Annotated in this window: 11 protein-coding genes and 2 tRNA genes; 5 read left to right on the forward strand and 8 right to left on the reverse strand. The window is 66.1% G+C overall.

Annotated features, from left to right (window positions below; genetic code table 11):
• Positions 1-3 precede the first annotated feature (3 nt).
• The 7 genes from ABIC50_RS04910 to ABIC50_RS04940 form a co-directional block, all read right to left on the reverse strand.
• Positions 4-954: a carbohydrate kinase family protein gene (locus ABIC50_RS04910; protein WP_175728411.1), complete on the reverse strand. Its 951-nt coding sequence runs from the start codon at positions 952-954 to the stop codon at positions 4-6.
• A 127-nt stretch (positions 955-1,081) separates the two neighbouring features.
• Positions 1,082-2,026, reverse strand: coding sequence for an ABC transporter substrate-binding protein (locus tag ABIC50_RS04915; RefSeq protein WP_175699900.1), 945 nt, complete (start codon positions 2,024-2,026; stop codon positions 1,082-1,084).
• A gap of 85 nt (positions 2,027-2,111) precedes the next feature.
• The gene (locus ABIC50_RS04920; RefSeq protein WP_006751041.1) at positions 2,112-3,149 is read right to left on the reverse strand and encodes an ABC transporter permease subunit; all 1,038 of its coding nucleotides are present in this window, start codon (positions 3,147-3,149) and stop codon (positions 2,112-2,114) included.
• 40 nt (positions 3,150-3,189) lie between these two features.
• Positions 3,190-4,743 (reverse strand): sugar ABC transporter ATP-binding protein, encoded by a 1,554-nt coding sequence (locus ABIC50_RS04925; RefSeq protein WP_354161977.1) that lies wholly within the window; start codon positions 4,741-4,743, stop codon positions 3,190-3,192.
• The gene (locus ABIC50_RS04930; protein WP_011656729.1) at positions 4,730-5,977 is read right to left on the reverse strand and encodes an ROK family protein; all 1,248 of its coding nucleotides are present in this window, start codon (positions 5,975-5,977) and stop codon (positions 4,730-4,732) included. The genes ABIC50_RS04925 and ABIC50_RS04930 overlap by 14 nt, the downstream gene beginning before the upstream one ends.
• 461 nt (positions 5,978-6,438) lie before the next feature.
• Positions 6,439-6,525: transfer RNA gene (locus tag ABIC50_RS04935), tRNA-Leu, on the reverse strand.
• A gap of 239 nt (positions 6,526-6,764) precedes the next feature.
• A tRNA-Leu gene (locus ABIC50_RS04940) sits at positions 6,765-6,851 on the reverse strand.
• Between the two features lie 648 nt (positions 6,852-7,499).
• Here ABIC50_RS04940 and ABIC50_RS04945 point away from each other — a divergent pair.
• Positions 7,500-9,818 (forward strand): ATP-binding protein, encoded by a 2,319-nt coding sequence (locus ABIC50_RS04945; protein ID WP_354161980.1) that lies wholly within the window; start codon positions 7,500-7,502, stop codon positions 9,816-9,818.
• 452 nt (positions 9,819-10,270) lie between these two features.
• On the opposite strand, the gene ABIC50_RS04950 is transcribed toward ABIC50_RS04945, so the two are convergent.
• Positions 10,271-13,129: a glycosyl hydrolase family 18 protein gene (locus ABIC50_RS04950; RefSeq protein ID WP_354161983.1), complete on the reverse strand. Its 2,859-nt coding sequence runs from the start codon at positions 13,127-13,129 to the stop codon at positions 10,271-10,273.
• 321 nt (positions 13,130-13,450) lie between these two features.
• Here ABIC50_RS04950 and gbpA point away from each other — a divergent pair, with 321 nt between their 5' ends.
• The 4 genes from gbpA to ABIC50_RS04970 all read left to right on the forward strand — a co-directional run bounded on the left by gbpA (position 13,451) and on the right by ABIC50_RS04970 (position 17,294).
• Entirely contained in the window at positions 13,451-14,911 is a 1,461-nt protein-coding gene (gene gbpA, locus ABIC50_RS04955) for an N-acetylglucosamine-binding protein GbpA (RefSeq protein ID WP_011656732.1), read from the forward strand.
• 271 nt (positions 14,912-15,182) lie between these two features.
• Positions 15,183-15,623, forward strand: coding sequence for a type II secretion system major pseudopilin GspG (gene gspG / locus ABIC50_RS04960; RefSeq protein ID WP_354161986.1), 441 nt, complete (start codon positions 15,183-15,185; stop codon positions 15,621-15,623).
• Positions 15,598-16,110 (forward strand): lytic transglycosylase domain-containing protein, encoded by a 513-nt coding sequence (locus ABIC50_RS04965; protein ID WP_354161989.1) that lies wholly within the window; start codon positions 15,598-15,600, stop codon positions 16,108-16,110. Before gspG ends, ABIC50_RS04965 begins: the two co-directional genes overlap by 26 nt.
• A 2-nt stretch (positions 16,111-16,112) precedes the next feature.
• Positions 16,113-17,294 carry a type II secretion system F family protein gene (locus tag ABIC50_RS04970; RefSeq protein ID WP_354161991.1) on the forward strand — a complete coding sequence of 394 codons (1,182 nt, stop codon included), beginning with the start codon at positions 16,113-16,115 and terminating at the stop codon, positions 17,292-17,294.
• Positions 17,295-17,300: the final 6 nt, after the last annotated feature.

Genomic DNA, 17,300 nt, shown 5'->3' on the forward strand with positions numbered 1-17,300 from the left:
CGCCTAGTGCGATAGCGCGGCGTCGGCCGGTTCGGCGCTCGCGCGGCTGGCGATGACGTCGGCGACTTCGGCAGCCGTCGGCGCATACGCGCCCGCATGCGCGCAGGCGACCGCCGCGCAGGCTGCCGCGTAGCGCAGGTGGTCGGCGGCCGATGCGCCGGGATGCATGAGCTGGCTGGCGAGCCAGCCGCCGATGCTGGCGTCGCCGCAGCCGACGGTGTCGGCGACCTCGGTCGCGAACGCCGGCTGGAACAGCGCGGTGTCGCGGTGCAGGAGCTGCATGCCGGCCGCGCCGCGCGTGACGAGCACGGTCGCGTCGGGCGCCCAGGCGCGCAATTGCGCGAGCGCGGCGGCTTCGTCGAGTTCGGGAAACAGGCCGCGCAAGTCCTCATCGGATACCTTGATCCAGTCGGCGAGACCGGCCAGCGTGCGCAGCGTGTCGCGATACGACGGCGCGGCCATCGGCGCGCGATAGTTCGGATCGAACGAGATCCGCTTGCCGGCTGCGCGGGCAGCCCGCACGACTTCGATCAGGCGCGGCGCGAGCGGCTCGCGCACGACGCCGAGCGAGCCCACGTGCACGATCTCGGCCGCGTCGAGCGCGCCAGCGGGCAGGTCGGCCGGATCGAACGCGAGGTCGGCGCTGTTCTCGCCGATGAAGAAATAGTCGGGCGGCTGTTTCGACACGACCATCGCGAGCAGCGGCGGGCAATCGACCTGTCGGATGAAGCGCAGGTCGAGCCCCGCATCGGCGCTGCGGCGCATCAGTTCGTCGCCGAAGATATCGCGGCTGACCGTGCCGGCGAACGCGGTCGGCACGCCGAGCCGCGCGCCGACGCGCGCGACGTTCCAGCACGAGCCGCCGGCGACGCTGCGCCAGTGCTGCGCGTCGTCGCGGATGAAATCGGTCAGCGCTTCGCCGAATACGATCAGGCGTGGGAACGTCGTCGTCATGTCGAAATCTCGTGCCGCGGCGTGTCGCGCGGCGGTGCGGCGGTTGAGGTGGACGGACGGGCAGGGCGCGCGTCGCACGCGGCAACGCGGCCCGGCGCCGCCCGCGGTCGCGGGTCGCGCAGCGCGATCAGCGCGGGCTGGTCCAGCCCTTGTAGCCCTTCACGTTGTCGCGCGTGACGAGCGTCGGCTCGATCAGGATCATCGGATTGGCCGGCTTCTGGCCGTTCATGATGCCGTAGCCGACGTTGACGGCCTGCTGCGCCATCGCCCACGGATCCTGGCTCGACGATGCCTGCACGAGCGTGTTGGACTTGAGCGCCACCTCGATGTCGGGCGCGCCGTCGACCGACGTGATCACGATGTTCGGGCGGTTCAGCTGTTTCGCCGCGAGATCGCTGCCGATCGCCTGCGGGTCGTTGATCGTGAACACGCCGTCGAGCTTCGGAAAGCGCGTCAGGTAGCCCTGCATCGAGTTCATCCCGCCTTCGCGCGAGCCCTTGCCGTCCTGGTCGCTCGACAGCAGCTTGATGCCCGGATTCTTCGCGAGCACCGCCTTGCAGCCGTTCACGCGATCGATCACGGCCGACACCTGCGGGCCGTTCTCGATGATCACGTTACCCTTGCCGTTGAGCTTCTTCGCGAGATAGTCGCACGCCAGCTCGCCGGCCTTCACGTTGTTGGTCTGCACGGTCGCGTTCGCGCCGGCTGCCGCGACGTCCACCGCGACGACCGTGATGCCGGCCGCCTGCGCCTTCTTCACCGCCGGCTCGATCGCCTTCGGATCGGTCGCGTTGAGCAGGATCATGTCGACGTGTGCGGAGATGAAGTTGTCGATCTGCGTGAACTGCTTGTTCAGGTCGTAGTCGGCCGACACCGCGGTTACTTTCGCGTTCGGGTTCAGCTGTTTCGCGCGCGCTTCGGCGCCTTTCACGATCGTGACGAAGTACGGATTGCCGAGCGATCCGACCGTGACGCCGATCGATTTCAGAGGCTTGTCGGCTGCGTGGGCGGCGGCAGTGCCGAATGCGAGCGTGCAGGCGACGGCGGTCAGGGCGGCTTTGTGCTTGAACATGTCGTTGTGTCTCCGGAAGGTCCGTTGGCGGACGGGCGCAGGAGGACCTGCCTGCGCCCTGATGGTTAATGGTGAGGACTGCGTGTCAGGTGCGGGCCGAGTCGCGCTGGCGATATCGGTCGAGCGCGACCGCGCCGATGATCACGAGCCCCTTGATGATGTACTGCCAGATGTCCGACACGCCGAGCAGCACGAGGCCGTTGGTCAGTACCGCGATGATCAGCGCGCCGATCAGCGTGCCGACGATCGAGCCGACGCCGCCGACGAAGCTCGTGCCGCCGAGGATCACCGCGGCAATCGCGTCGAGTTCGTACGATTGGCCGAGCTGCAGGCCGTTGGCCGCATAGAGCCGCGCGGACGACATCACCGCGCCGAGACCGGCGAGCAGGCCCGACGCCGCATAGACGAACAGCTGGATCGCCCGCACGTTGATGCCCGACAGCCGCGCGGCTTCCGGATTGCCGCCGACCGAATAGATCCGCATGCCGAGCACCGTGCGGCGCAGGATGAACCACGACAGCGCGATCACCGCGCAGGCGATCACGACGAGCCACGGCACGCCGAGGATCGTGCCGTTGCCGATGAACGCGAACGGCAGTTGCGGGTTGAAGATCGTCGTGTCGTTGCCGATCAGCCGGGCGACCCCGCGCACGGCCGTCATCGCGCCGAGCGTGACGATGAACGGCGGCAGGCGCAGGAACGAGATCAGGCCGCCGTTGATCGCGCCGAACACGAGGCCGACGGCGAGCGCGATCGGCACCCCCAGCCAGCCCCAGCCGGGGATGGTCGACGCGAGCAGCGCGGCGACGGCCGACGCAGCGAGTACCGAGCCGACCGACAGGTCGATGCCGCCCGTCAGGATCACGAAGGTCATGCCGGCCGCGAGCACGATGTTGATCGATGCCTGCTGCGTGACGATCGACAGGTTCTGCAGCGTGAAGAAGCCGTCGGTCAGGAATCCGAAGCCGATGCACAGAACCAGCAGCACCGGCAGCATGCCGGCGGTGCGCATCAGCGACTGCATGCGTGCGCGATGATCGGCGCCGCGCATCAGCGGCGTACGGGTGGCCACCGGATGGGCCGTCGCGGAAGCGAGGTTCCGCTGCTTGGTCGGGTTGATCATTTCGGTACCTTGAATGAAGAAGGAAATGAAGGGGCCGTGGTCAGTGCGCGTCGGCGAGTTCGGCCTGCGAGCCGGTCGCGAGCGCGATGATCGCTTCCTGCGTGATGGGCGTGTGCGTGTGGCCGCCGAGTTCGCCGGCGATCTCGCCTTCGCGCATCACGAGCACGCGATCGGCGACACCGATGATTTCCGGCAGTTCGCTCGAGATCACGATTACGCCGACGCCCGCGCGGGCCAGTTCGTTGATGATCCGGTAGATCTCGGATTTCGCGCCGATGTCGACGCCGCGCGTCGGTTCGTCGAGAATCAGCACGCGCGGCTTCGTTTCGAGCAGGCGCGACAGCAGTACTTTCTGCTGGTTGCCGCCCGACAGCGCGCCGACGTTGACGTTGGCGTTCGGCACGCGGATCGACAGCGAGCTGATCGCGTCGCGTGCACGTTGCGCACCGCGTGCGAGATCGAGCGCGCCGAGCCGCGCATCGCGGTTGCACACGGAGATATTGATGTTGTCGCGTACGCTCATGTCGAGGAACAGGCCCTGGCGCTTGCGGTCTTCCGTCAGGTAGACGAGGCCGGCGTCGATCGCATCGCGCGGCGAGTGCGCGCCGAACGCGCGGTCGCCGAGCTTCACGTCGCCGCGCGTGCGCGGTTCCGCGCCGAAGATCAGCCGCGCCAGTTCGGTGCGGCCCGCGCCGACGAGCCCGGCGATGCCGAGCACCTCGCCGGCATGCAGGTCGAGGCTGCAGCCGCGCACGCGCTCGGCGTCGGCGATGTCGCGCACCGACAGCAGCAGATGGCCGGGGTCGTACGGCGCATGTTCCTTCTTGTAGAACCCGGAGATGTCGCGGCCCACCATCATCGCGACGAGCCGCTCGGCCGACAGCGATTCGCGCTCGAGCGTGCCGACGTACGAGCCGTCGCGCAGCACCGACACGCGGTCGGACAGTTCATAGATTTCCGCCATCCGGTGGCTGATGTAGATGATCGCGAGACCTTCCTCGCGCAGCTGGCGGATCAGGCCGAACAGATGCTCGGTCTCGCGCGACGACAGCGGCGTCGTCGGTTCGTCCATCACGAGGATGCGCGCGCGGGTGTGCACGGCGCGCGCGATCTCGACGAGCTGCTGCTCGGCGATCGACAGCGTGCCGACCAGCGTGTCCGGACCGAACGGCGCACCGAGGCGGGCGAGCACGTCCTCGCAGCCGCGCGCCATCGCCGCGCGGTCGATGGTGCCCCAGCGCCGGTTGCCGCGCCGCAGTTCGCGGCCGACGTAGATGTTTTCCGCGACGGTCAGGTTCGGCGCGAGGCACAGCTCCTGGTAGATCACTGCGACGCCCGCATCGCGCGCGGCGAGCGGGCCGTCGACGTCGATGCGCTCGCCGTCGATCAGGATCTCGCCGCCGGCGTCGGCGCGGTACGCACCGGACAGGATCTTCATCAGCGTCGACTTGCCTGCGCCGTTCTCGCCCATCAGCGAATGGATTTCGCCCGGATAGACGGTCAGGCTGACGTTGTCGAGCGCGCGCACGGCCGGGAACGTCTTGCTGATCCGGCGCATCTCGAGCAGCGGCCGGGACGACTCAGAACGCGACATGGTTGACCTCCTGCGATTCGGTGCGGGCGCCCTTGAGGATGCCGGCCCGCGGGGAGAAGTTGAAGAACATCGGCAGCGTCGCGGCGCCGATCGCGCCGGCGTCGGCGCCGAACGTGCCGCGCACGAGCGTCGGCGTGCCGCGCGCTTCGGGCGCGGTGGCGACGAGGGCCGCGCGCAGGCGGGTCGTCACCGCGTCGAGCAGGCCGGCGTCGGTATCGGCGTCGAGCACCACCACCGGCGCATCGACGACGCACAGCACCGCGCGCAATGCCGGTGCGAGCGCGTCGACGCAGTCGTCGATCCACTCGTCGACCGCCGGCAGGCCGCGCGCGATGCAGGCCTCGAGGTCGGCGCGATTCTCGACCGTCTCGCCGTGATGGCGCAGGTGGCGCACGAGCGCATGCAGCGACGCGCGGGCGAGCAGGATGTCCCACGGGCCGCGCGGCGGCGGTGCGGACGCCAGCCGGCTCGGCGGCACGGGAATCACGGCGATGTCGCCGGCATTGCCGGTCACGCCGCGCAGGCAGTCGCCGTCGACCGCGATGCCGCCGCCGATCGCGGGGCCGATGAACAGGTAGACGAAGTCGTCGCACTGTCGGCCGTACCCGTAGAACAGCTCGGCGATCGCGGCGGCGTTACCGTCGTTTTCGCCGAACACGGGCAGCGACAGCATGCGCCCGAGATCGCTCGCGAAATCGACGTCTTCCCATGCGCGGAACGTGTCGGGTGCGAGGCCGAGCTCGCGCATCCACGCGCCGAGGTTGTACGGCTGCGCGACGCCGACGCCCGTGAGGCGTGCGCGGTCATGCGCGGGGAGCAGATCCTGCATCGCATCGATGTCGCGCCGCACGATGTCGAGCACGTCGGCGGGCGGGGGAAGCAGCGTGTCGTGCGAGCGGCGGCCGAGCACGTCGCCCGCGAAATTGACGAGCGCCGTCTCGATGCGCATCCGGTCGAGATGGACGCCGATGCCGAACGCACCGCGCGGATCGAGACGGATCAGCGAGGCCGGCTGGCCGCGCTGGCCCTCGGTGCGGCCGGCGAATTCGATCAGCTTCGCGTCGGCGAGCGACGCGATGATGCTGCCGACCGCCGTGCCCGTCATGCTCGCGAGACGCGCAAGGTCGGCCTTTGACGCGCTGCCCGCCCGGCGCAGCGTCTTCAACAGCAGGCGCTCGTTGTAACGGCGCACGTTGGCCGAGTTGCTTCCCTGGCCGATGTGCGGGCTTCTCATGGCGTCTCCTTCCATGGGCGCGTCGTCTGTCGACGCATTAAATAAATCACGTTGATTTATTTAACCGCGTGAGCGACGGCATGTCAGCCTAGGGAAATCCCGGCCTCGGTCGGAGAGGCAGGCGGGGCGGGGGTTTGGGGGCGTGGCAGGTTTTCATCGTGCGTGGTTGCGGGTTGCGACGAGGCGCAGAATTGGGCTGCTGGCCGACCTCGCGCTCCTGCTCAGCGCACCGTTTCAGCGCGATTGCGGCGAATCGTTTGCTTGGCGTCAATGACGCGTGGGCGTTCGTCGCAAAGGCCGACGAGGTTTGTCCTTGCGCGAAGATGACGAGGGAGGAGATGCGGTACGCCCGGCGCGCGCAATGGGGAGGGGCGGGTGAGTCGCGATGTGAACGCGATATCGCGCTTGCGGAAGCTGAAATGAAAAAAGGCCGGCTAGAAGCCGACCTTTTCAAAAACAGATGGTGCCCAGGAGAGGACTCGAACCTCCACGATGTTGCCACCGCTAGGACCTGAACCTAGTGCGTCTACCAATTCCGCCACCTGGGCACGTTTTGCAGTAGTTGCCTGCTGCAAAGAAGCGAAATTATAGCGCGTCTGAAGGATCTGTCAACGGGTTGCGAGCAAAATTATTTGATGACTTGGCCCGGACGTTGGGCGAGGGCGGCAACGCATCGCCGATGCGTCGTGAAGTCGGAGCTGAGCAGACGCCGCCTCAAGCGCGCGGTTCAATCCGGCGCCGAAAATGAAAAAAGGCCGGCTAGAAGCCGACCTTTTCAAAAAACAGTTGGTGCCCAGGAGAGGACTCGAACCTCCACGATGTTGCCACCGCTAGGACCTGAACCTAGTGCGTCTACCAATTCCGCCACCTGGGCACGTTTCGCTTACTGCGATGCGAAGACCGTTATTGTAGCGTGTTCGAACCGGCTGTCAACACAATTTCATCGGACGCGATGATAAATGTTCGCCCCTCGTCGTACGGTACCTCACGCGTCGACGAGATGCGACTGCGCCCGTTCTGCTGCAAAATGCGGGCGCGCTGCATCTGCACCGTATCGACGCGAACCGGCAAGGGGGCCCGCGGTCCGGCTGCACGGAGCGCAGAGGCAGATTTCGCGGTCCGTCCAGCTTCTGAGAAAGGATCCCCATGGACGAGACAATGGAATCGCGCAGCGCAACGAAATGATTGCGGTCATCGCCAACACGCTGAACGAAGTCCTCTAGGACAAGTACTGAAACTCGCATAGGACAAGTCCTAAAAATGGATCATTTTTATTGGGACAAGGGTTAATTCAGCTTGCCACCTGACACCGATCAAGACTATTCGAGCAACATGGCGGCCTGGCAACCGGCGGCCGAATCCGGTGCGGTTGCATCTTGAGGCCCCGAGCCGACCCGAACCGGAGTAGCGTGGCGGGATCGAGCGCGCGACGAAGAAAGCAGCCGATTTGCCACGCCCAGTCAGGGCATGCGCGGACGCAGCGAACTCGGGCGAATAAAACAATAAACAGGAATGCCATCCCATGTCTGACTGGCCCAATCGTGTCTGGCGAGGTGTGACGTCCGTGCGGCCCACTGCGTGGCTGTTCACCGCCGGCGTTGCGTTGCTGGCGGCGCTCAGCTGTACGCCTGCCGCCGAGATGCTGCTGTCGCCGATCGACCGGTTGTACTGGAATCTGGTCGCGACCCGCGTCGATTACGGCGCGCGCGACGATGTCGTTGTCGTCTCGATCGACAAGAAAACGATCGCCGAACTGGGCGGCGGGGCGAGCTATGCACGCACGTCCCATGCGCAGGTGCTCGATCGTCTCGGCGACGCATCGAGCGTCGTGCTCGACATGACGATGTTCGGCTCGACGCCCGGCGACGATGCGCTCGCGGCCGCGATCACGCGACAAGGGCGCGTCGTGCTGCCTGCCCACGTGTCGCCGGAGGCCACGCGTGCCGACACCGTGCTGCTGCCCGCGCGGCAGTTGCGCGGCGCGGCGGCGGCCGTCGGCCAGCGCAGCGTCGTGCTCGGCAGCGATCATCTGGTGCAAGGCATCGTGCCGTACGTGCGGGCGGACAATTCGGACGACGAATTCCCGCACGTCGCGCTGCAGGCGATTCGCGTTGCGGGCGCATCGCTGCCGGCCGGCGACGTGCGTCTCCAGGTGCAGGATCACGTATCCAAGATGGGGCGCGTTGCAGCTCACTCGCTCGCGCTGTTCCTGCCGGCCCGCTTCGACCTCGACCGCTATTCGTATGTCGACGTGCTGAAGGGGCGCATCCCGGAGTCGGCGTGGCGCGGCCGCATCGTGTTCATCGGCGACACGATGTCGGATCTTTCCGGCGTGTACGACCTGTCGACTTTGGAAGGCGGACGGCTGCGGCGCGTCGAAGTCGACGCGATGGTGACGCAGGCGCTGCTCGACGGCCACATCCTGTGGCGCGAGCCGGTGGCGGTGCAGGTTGTCGTCAGCATCGCGGTCGCGACGGGGATGCTGCTGATCTGCATGCTGGTGCCGGGCTGGCGCATGTACGCATTCGCGATCGGGGGGCTGGCGATGTTCGTCGCCGTCGAACTGGTGCTGCTCGTGCGTTGGTCATGCTGGACGCCGCTCGGGCCGTTGCTTGCCGTATGCGTATTGATTTTCGCGGTGTGCGGCTGGCGGCGCGCCGGCAGCGTGCGGACATTCCTGTTGAACGAATACGGGATGCTGCGCGGGCTTGCCGGCCAGCACGCGTTCATCGGCTTGCCGCACGCGGCAGGCGTCGATGCCGCGATGCCGACGACGGACGAAGTCGAGATTGCGATGCAGAGCATTCGCGCGTGGCAGACGGCCTATGTCGACATGATTGAAACGCTGCCTTATCCCATCTTCGTCGAACAGCACGGCAAGCTGTTGATGTGCAACGCGCGCGGACGGGCGATGCTGCAGACGCTCGACGCGGACGGCGATGCGGCCGCAGGGCGCGTGCTGGCGATCGCGCGCGGCGAAGTGCTGACCGCGAAGGCGACCGGCAAGATCCACTCGGCCGAGCTGGTGCTGAACGGGCGCACGCAGATGATGATGGTGACGCCGTTTGGCGATGGCGACCGGCACAGTTCGACGGCGAGCATGATCTGTCTCGTCGATATCCACAACATCAAGGCGGCGGTCGAAAACGACCGGCTGACGCTGCGGCACATGGCGCACGACCTGCGCAACCCGCTTTCGACGGTGCTGTCGCTGCTCGAGGCGCGCAACGAGGCCGACGGCGCGACCGACGAGGATTTCCTGGCGGACCTGCACAAGCTCGTCGACTACAGCCTGCGCGTCGCGCAGGATTTCACGCAGTTGTCGCGCGCCGAACACCTCGATACGCGTGCGTATGTGCCGGTGTCGGCGAACGATCTGGCGGCGGAAGCGGTCGATCAGATCTGGCACAGCGCGAACGGTAAGCGAATCCGCGTCGAGGGGCCGCATTACGACGGCGACGACGTGTTCGTGCTCGGCAATCGCGACATGCTGTTGCGCGCACTGACCAACCTGCTCGACAACGCGATCAAGTACTCGGCCGAGGAGACGGCCGTCGACGTCTGGATCGACGCCGACGACCGGCAGGTGTCGGTGGCCGTGCAGGATCAGGGGTGCGGCATCCCGGCCGACGCGATGCCGAGGCTGTTCGAACCGTTCTTCCAGGTTGACGGCACGTATCGTGACGCCAGCCGCGGGGTCGGCCTCGGGCTCCCGTTCGTGAAGGCGGTGATCGAGCGCCACGGCGGATCGGTCGACGTGACGTCGACGCCGGGGCAGGGCAGCCGCTTCACCGTGCGTTTGCCGAGGACCGTTGCGGTAACGACGCTCGACGACGCGTGACCGGCGGAGGCCCAGCGCGGCGGAACGGGTGCGCAATTCGTTGAAGTCGGAAAGGGATTGAAGCCAGCGTGATGAAAGGCCGGGCCCGGTATTGCACGGGCCCGGCCTTTTTGCGTTGGAGCGCGGTGCAGGGCAGATATCGGCGTCGGCGCGTTGCACGTGACGACGCGCGGGATGCGGGCCGGTCGCGGCGCGATGACGGCCCGCCAGCCCGACCTTTCAGGCGATCGAGCGCACCATGTGGCGCGTTTTGCATGCATGCATGCATGCATGCAGGCCTGGCGCCGCGCAGACGCAGACCGGGACATCTATCTCCGCGAAGTAAACGAAAACGCCCTCGCACGAGGCGAGGGCGATACCGGCATTGGCCGTTGTGCGTCACGAGACGCGGGTTTCACATCGACCGGGGCGCCGCGATGGCGCCGCCGGCCGGCTCGGGCCTGCTCTTGCGCTTACTCGTTGTGCGCCTCCCATGCCTGGTCCCACGCAGTACCCTTGCCAGGCTCGTAAGCCCAGGCCGCCATCGAGCACCAGTTGGTGTACGGGAATGGCTTGCAGCGGTACAGCTTGCCGTTGTTGGAGACGATATCGCCGGCGTTGTACTTCGTGCCTTCCTTGTACTGCGGATGATCGCCGCCACCGTTGCCACCTTCGCCGCCGCCGTTGCCATTGCCGCCTCCGTTGCCGCCTTCGTCGTCACCGTAAAGCGTCCACGCGTCGCTCCATGCGAAGCCCTTGCCCGGTTCGTACGCCGTCGGCGCGCCGGAGCACCAGCCGCTGTTCGGGAACGGCTTGCACTGGTACAGCTTGCCGAGGTTCGACACGATGTCGCCGGCGTTGTACTGCGTACCGGCCTTGTACGCCGGATACTCGCCGCCACCGTTGCCACCGTTGCCGCCTTCGCCACCACCCGCATCCTTCGCCTTGACGAGGACGGTGTGCTTCGCCGTGCTCGACAGCTTGCCGTCGCTGACCGTGACCGCGAACGTGAACGACTGGTCCTTCGCGAGTTCGGGCGCGGTGAAGCTCAGCGTCGCGCCGGCCGGCTTCGCGTCGATGCCGGCCGGGACGCTCCACTTGAAGCTCAGCTTGTCGCCGTCCGGGTCGGTCGATTTCGCGGCCGACAGCGTCACGGCCTGGCCGGCTTGCGCCGTTGCCGGGCCGCCGAGCTGCGCGACCGGCGGACGGTTTTCTGCGGGCGGCGGTTCAACCGTCGCATCCGCCTGAGCGGTGACGACGACCTGCGCCGTGTCCTTCAGGCCGGCCGGATCGGTGACCGTCACGCGGAACGTGTATTTCGTGTCCTGCTTGACTGACGGAACGTCGGCGCTCGCCTTCGCGCTCGTCGCATTGGCCAGCTTCAGCGGATCGCCGCCGACCTGTTCCCACTGGAAGCTCAGCTTGTCGCCGTCGGGATCGCGCGACTTCGACGCGTCGAGCGTCACCGTCTGCGGCCCGGTGACCGTCATGTCGGCGCCCGCGTTCGCGACCGGCGGATGGTTCTCCGCACCGCCGCCGCCTTCGTCGCCGTGGCCGAGGCCCTGATGCATCGCATTCAGGATGTCGCCGTTGTCCGCGTCGATTTCCCACGAGAACAGGCCGCCCAGTTGATGGGCGCGCACGTAGTCGCCCTTCGCGAGGACCGAACGCTCGTCGTCGAACGTGAGGAGTTCGCCGGTACTCTTGTTGAATACGTACGGCGCTTCGGCCGTCTGGTCATAGTGATACTCGTAGCCGTTGATGCCGGCGTTGTTCGGCCCGATCATCTCCGCCTTGACCTTCTTGTAGTCGAGGATGCCCGGTTCCCACTGGCCCTTGTGCGGCCCCGTCGCCGTGCCGGTGAACGGATTGCCGTCGGCATAGCCGTGCACGCCGTTCCAGCCGCGGGCATACGCCGCCGCGCCGACGACGAGTTTCTTCGGATCGACGCCCTGCGCGAGCAGCGCCTTGATCGAGTTGTGCGTCGTGTACGCGGTGTCCGGCTTCCAGTCCGGCGCGTACAGCGCGGTTTGATGACCCAGATCCGTCAGACTGAACGCACCGTAGAAGTCGTACGTCATGTCGAAAATGTAGTCCATGTACTTCGTGGCTTCCTTGTAGTTCACCACGTCGATCTTGTCCTTGCCCGCGCCGATCGCCGACGTCAGCTCGTACTTCCGGCCGGTTTCCTGCGACAGCTTGTCGAGCATCTGCCGCAGTTCCTTCATCAACGTCACGTAGAGCGGGCCATCCTTCACCGGATCGCCGAGCGACGGGTTCACGCCCTTGCCGCCGGGGAATTCCCAGTCGATGTCGACGCCGTCGAAGAACTTCCAGGTGCGCAGCAACTGTTCGGTCGAGTCGACGAACACCTTGCGCTTCGCCGGATCGTGCATCTGGAAGAACGGGTCGGACAGCGTCCAGCCGCCGATCGACGGCAGGATCTTCAGGTTCGGGTTGCGCTTCTTCGCGGCCATCATCTGGCCGAGCACGCCCTTGAGCTTCGAGTTCGCGGTCTGGCCCGGCAATACCTTGGCCATCTCGCCATACGTGTCATGGATCGCGACGCTGTAGTCCGGTAGTCCCTTGCAGCTCTGCTGCAGCGTGTTGAACGAGCCCGGCAGGTCCTTCGCGAGCGACGCGTTCACGTCCGCGCCGCCGCAGATCGGGACGAATCCATACAGCATGTGCGTGAGGTTCTCGACCGGTACGTTGTCGACGTTGAACTTGCGGTCGTAGATCGACCACGTCGCGAAGTACGTGCCGACCACCGAACCGGACGTGTTCGCATACGGCTTGTGGTTCTTGCTCGCGTTGTTCGGCAGATCGTCCGCGAGCTCGGAAATCGTGTCGAACACGACCACGTCGAGCGGCGCGCTGTCGGTCGATGCGCCGTTGGCGTCGATCACGCGCACCTGCATCTTCTTGACGCCCGGCGTCTTCACGTTCGCGATCACCTCGCCGCTTTGCGTGCCGCCGGGCGTCATCTTGACCTCGGAAGCGGGATCGACGACGCCGTTGACCACCGCGACCGCCTTCACGGCGGTGCCGTTGCTCCAGATGTCGAACGGCAGCGGCACGTCGACCTTCTTGTTCAGCTTGACGAGGTCCTTGTACGGCGCAACGCCTGCCTTCTGCAGATCGATTTCGACGAAGCCATGCGGCTGCGACGTGATTTCGTACTGCTTCAGGCTGGGCTTGCCGGGTGCGGCGAGCGCCGCGTTCGCGAAGCTCAGTGCGCTGGCTGCCGCGAGCGCCGCATAGGCAACGTGCGCACGACGCTGCGAACGGCGCCGGATCACGATGTTGGGAGTGCGTTTATGCGATTTCAATTTGAAAGCCATCCATCTTGTGTTGAAAGAGAGTGCCGGGGAAGCGAGCGCATTCTTTTTTACGGACGGAATAGCGGCAATGAATCTCAACGCAATCTAAATGCGGGCCGCGTGAAGGCAGTGCACGAAGAATCGCGCGCAGGGCGGCAGGGGCGACGGATTCTTGAGAGATCGTTTAGGAAGGTACGACGATGCGCGGGGCGTGGCGATACTGCGCTCAGCGTTTCGTCAGCCACACATGCGTCACGCAAATTCCGGCGGTCGCATCGCGATGCGTCGAACGAAAAAGCCACCCTTAAACTTTCAACCCAACGGAATCAGATGAGAACCCGAACAGCGAACAAGACGCTCTTTACCCTGTCGCCGCTCGTGGCCTGCGCGTCGATGTTCTTCGCCCAGGCCGCATTCGCGCATGGCTACCTGTCGGAGCCGCCGTCGCGCAGTCTGCTGTGCAGCTCGAAAGCGGGCAAGATCGAAAACTTCAATTGCGGTTCGGTCACCTATGAACCGCAAAGCGTCGAAGGCAAGCAAGGCTTCCCGGCAGCCGGCGCGCCGGACGGCCAGATCGCGAGCGGCGGTGTGACGCAGTTCAGCGAACTCGACGAGCAGACCGTCGATCGCTGGAAGATCACCGACATCAAGCCGGGTGCGCAGAAATTCAAGTGGACGTTCACCGCGCCGCACGTGACGAAGGAATTCAAGTATTACCTGACGAAGCAGGGCTGGAACCCGAACGCGAAGCTCACGCGCGAGCAGTTCGACCTGACGCCGTTCTGCACGATCGACGGCGGGATGAAGAAAGCCGACGAAATCGGCCCGCACAACTGCACGATTCCGTCGGACAAGAAGGGCCATCACGTGATGCTGACGACGTGGCACGTCGGCGACACGGCCGGCATGTTCTACAACGTCGCCGACCTGAACATCACCGACGACGGCGGCGCGACCGATCCGGGCAAGCCGAGCTGGTCGAACGTCGGCAGCATCGCGCCGACGATGGACCTGAAGGTCGGTGACAAGGTCATGAACCGCGTGTTCAAGTCGGGCGGCGAAGTGCCGTCGATGAAGACGACGGTGACGATCGGCTCCGCGCAGCAAGGCGAGCGCAACATGTGGCCGATGCTGCTCGCGAAGGAAATCAACCGCACGCAGGCGGCGAACCTGATCGCCGGCGTCGAGCGCGACGGCCGCATCGAGCCGTCGCTCGGCAAGAACGACGTGTTCTCGAAGAGCACCAGCGGCATCGTACGCACCGAGACGACGATCGATCACCAGCCGGAAGGCGGCATCGACGAAGGCTTCAGCATCTCGAACAACGGTGAATTCAAGATCCAGAACGGCAAGGCGACCGCGAAGTTCTTCCTGAAGTTCAACCACGCGAAGGACACGAACGTCACCGTCAAGGTCTACGACGCGTCGAACTCGCTGGTCGGATCGAAGTCGTCGACGATGCGCATGCAGGGCGACGTGAACGTCGACATCGCGAACGCGAAGGCGGGTAACCACACGGCCGTGGCGACGTCGCAGATCGACGGCGGCACGCTGAAGCAGGAAACCACGACGTTCAAGCTGACCGGCGAATCGGGCGGCGGCGAAGGCGCGCAATGCCAGGCCGAATGGAAGCAGGGCACGGCGTATACGGGCGGCGCGAAGGTGCAGCACAACGGCCGCACGTTCGAAGCGCGCTGGTGGACGCAGAACGAGGCGCCGGGCGATCCGGCGTCGACCGGCGCCGACCATACCGGCAAGGTGTGGAAGGAGCTGGGCGCCTGCAGCAAGTAACGACCTGACAAGGAGATGACGCGAGCCGCACGCAGCAATGCGTGCGGCTCTTTCATTTGCGGCTGGCGCGCGAACCGGCGGATTGAAGCACGCGTTGATATTTCGTTGATGAAAGTGGTGGCGTTTTCCTTCCCCCCGGAAAATGACGTCATCGATCGGCGCTTTCCTTCAATCGAATCCGCATCCCCGAAAGCGCCTCATTCACCTGCCGTCTGCAACACGACGGCCCCCGGCCGCGACGCCGCCGGGATCTCTACAGAGGGCAAACGACGTGAAACCGAACTATCGGAAATGGACGAAACGCCGTGGCCAGCAGGGCTTCACGCTGCTGGAGCTGCTGGTCGTGCTGCTGATCATCGCGCTGCTGGCCGGCTATGTCGGTCCGAAGCTGTTCTCGCAGGTCGACAAGGCAAAGGTCAAGTCGACGCAAGCGCAGATGAAGACGCTGGGCGACGCGGTCACGCAATTCCGGCTCGATACGGGCAATTACCCGAGCGCCGACGAAGGACTCGATGCGCTGGTCGTGCAGCCGCAAGGCGCCGACGGCTGGAACGGTCCGTATCTCGCGAAGGCCGTGCCGAAGGACGGCTGGGGCCGCGCGTACCAATGGAATGTGCCGGGCCGTGAAGGCGAGGCGGATATCGTGTCGCTCGGGCGGGACGGTCGGGTCGGCGGGAGCGGCATCGATGCGGACCTCGTCTACGGCATGTAAGGGCCTGCGTCGCTGGATCGCGGTGGTGGCGCTGTTCGCCACCTGTGCATCCGGCGCCGTGGCCAAGGACTGCTGGACCCGGGCGGGCGAGCGGCATGGCATCGATCCGCTGCTGCTGGTCGCGATCGCGAAGGTTGAATCCGCGCTGAATCCGCGCGCAATGAACTGGAACCGGAACGGCACTTACGACATCGGGCTGATGCAGATCAACAGTTCGCATCTGCCGCGTCTCGTGAAGGTCGGCGTGACGCACAAGCGGCTGATCAACGAACCCTGCACGTCGATCGACACCGGCGCGTCGATTCTCGCCGGATTCATCGACCGGCACGGCTACACGTGGAACGCGGTCGGCGCGTATAACGCCGGCTCGTCGGAGAAACGCGTGCCGGCACGCAAGGCTTATGCGACCAAGGTCTGGCGCGAGTACCGCGCGTTGACGAGCGATCGCGACGCGAGCCTCGCGATGCTCGACGAATGGCGGAGGTAGCCATGCAGGCATTTCGGGTACGCGTGCTCGCCGACGGCAAGATCGCCCAGCAGACGATCGAAGCCGCGAGCGAGACGGAGGTACGCGCACGGCTCGCGGAGAGGGGCGGCGTCGTGCTCGAGGTCCGGCGCGACAAACGTATCGGGCGCCGCCGTGCGCCGAAGTTTGCGCTCGCGCTGTTCCTGCAGGAGTTGTCGACGCTGCTCGACGCCGGCCTCGTGCTGTTCGAGGCGCTGGAAGCGTTGCGCGACAAGGCGGATTCGGGCAAGGACGCGAAGTACGTGATCGACCGGCTCCTCGCGGTGATGGTCGAGGGGCAGCCGTTGTCGAAGGCGCTCGCGCGGCAGCCGGCGATTTTTCCGCCGCTGCTGGTAGCGACGGTCGAATCGTCGGAGGGCAGCGGTCAGTTGCCGGTGGTCCTGAAGCGTTACCAGCAGTACGAAGTGCGAATCGAACAGGTCCGCAAGCGCGTCACCGGCGCGCTGATCTATCCGGCCGTCGTGATCGGCGTCGGCATCGCGATCCTGCTGTTCATGGCGTTCTTCGTGATTCCGCGCTTCGCGGTGGTGTTCGAGTCGCTGGCCACGCTGCCGCCGACCGCGCACGCGATGCTCTGGTGGGCGAACCTGCTGCGCGAGAACGGGATGGCGGTCGGGCTCGCGGTCGCGGCGTCGTTCGTCGGCGCGGTGCTGGCGATCCGCTCCGCGGCGTTCAAGCGCACCGCGCAGCGGCTGATGTGGCGCGCGCCGAAAGTGCGCGACGTCTGCGCGCTGTTCGCGCTCACGCGCTTTTACCGAACGGTCGGCCTGCTGATCGCGGGCGGCACGCCGGTGATCGTCGCGCTGGAGCTGTCCGGCAAGGTGCTCCCCGGGCATTTCCGTGCGCGGCTCGCGGCGGCGCTGATCGACATGCGCGCAGGGCGGCCGGTCGCGGCCGTGCTCGCCGCGCATGCACTGACGACGTCGGTCGCCGAGCGGCTGTTGCGCGTGGGCGAACAGAGCGGCGACCTCGGCGGGATGTGCGAGCACATCGCGCAGTTTCACGACGGCGCGCTCGATCGCGCGATCGAGATGCTCAGCAAGGTGTTCGAACCGGTGCTGATGCTCGCGGTGGGCGCGACGATCGGCGCGGTGGTCCTGCTGCTTTACATGCCGATCTTCGAATTGGCGGGCAGCGTCGGATAGCGATCC

This window comes from Burkholderia sp. 567, from assembly GCF_040545115.1.
GTDB lineage: Bacteria > Pseudomonadota > Gammaproteobacteria > Burkholderiales > Burkholderiaceae > Burkholderia > Burkholderia ambifaria.

Excerpts from the sequence above, each read along its gene's own strand:
- ABIC50_RS04910 (WP_175728411.1), bottom strand. The coding sequence starts at position 954 with ATGACGACGACGTTCCCACGCCTGATCGTATTCGGCGAAGCGCTGACC.
- ABIC50_RS04915 (WP_175699900.1), bottom strand. The coding sequence starts at position 2,026 with ATGTTCAAGCACAAAGCCGCCCTGACCGCCGTCGCCTGCACGCTCGCA.
- ABIC50_RS04920 (WP_006751041.1), bottom strand. The coding sequence starts at position 3,149 with ATGATCAACCCGACCAAGCAGCGGAACCTCGCTTCCGCGACGGCCCAT.
- ABIC50_RS04925 (WP_354161977.1), bottom strand. The coding sequence starts at position 4,743 with ATGTCGCGTTCTGAGTCGTCCCGGCCGCTGCTCGAGATGCGCCGGATC.
- ABIC50_RS04930 (WP_011656729.1), bottom strand. The coding sequence starts at position 5,977 with ATGAGAAGCCCGCACATCGGCCAGGGAAGCAACTCGGCCAACGTGCGC.
- ABIC50_RS04945 (WP_354161980.1), top strand. The coding sequence starts at position 7,500 with ATGTCTGACTGGCCCAATCGTGTCTGGCGAGGTGTGACGTCCGTGCGG.
- gbpA (WP_011656732.1), top strand. The coding sequence starts at position 13,451 with ATGAGAACCCGAACAGCGAACAAGACGCTCTTTACCCTGTCGCCGCTC.
- ABIC50_RS04965 (WP_354161989.1), top strand. The coding sequence starts at position 15,598 with ATGCGGACCTCGTCTACGGCATGTAAGGGCCTGCGTCGCTGGATCGCG.
- ABIC50_RS04970 (WP_354161991.1), top strand. The coding sequence starts at position 16,113 with ATGCAGGCATTTCGGGTACGCGTGCTCGCCGACGGCAAGATCGCCCAG.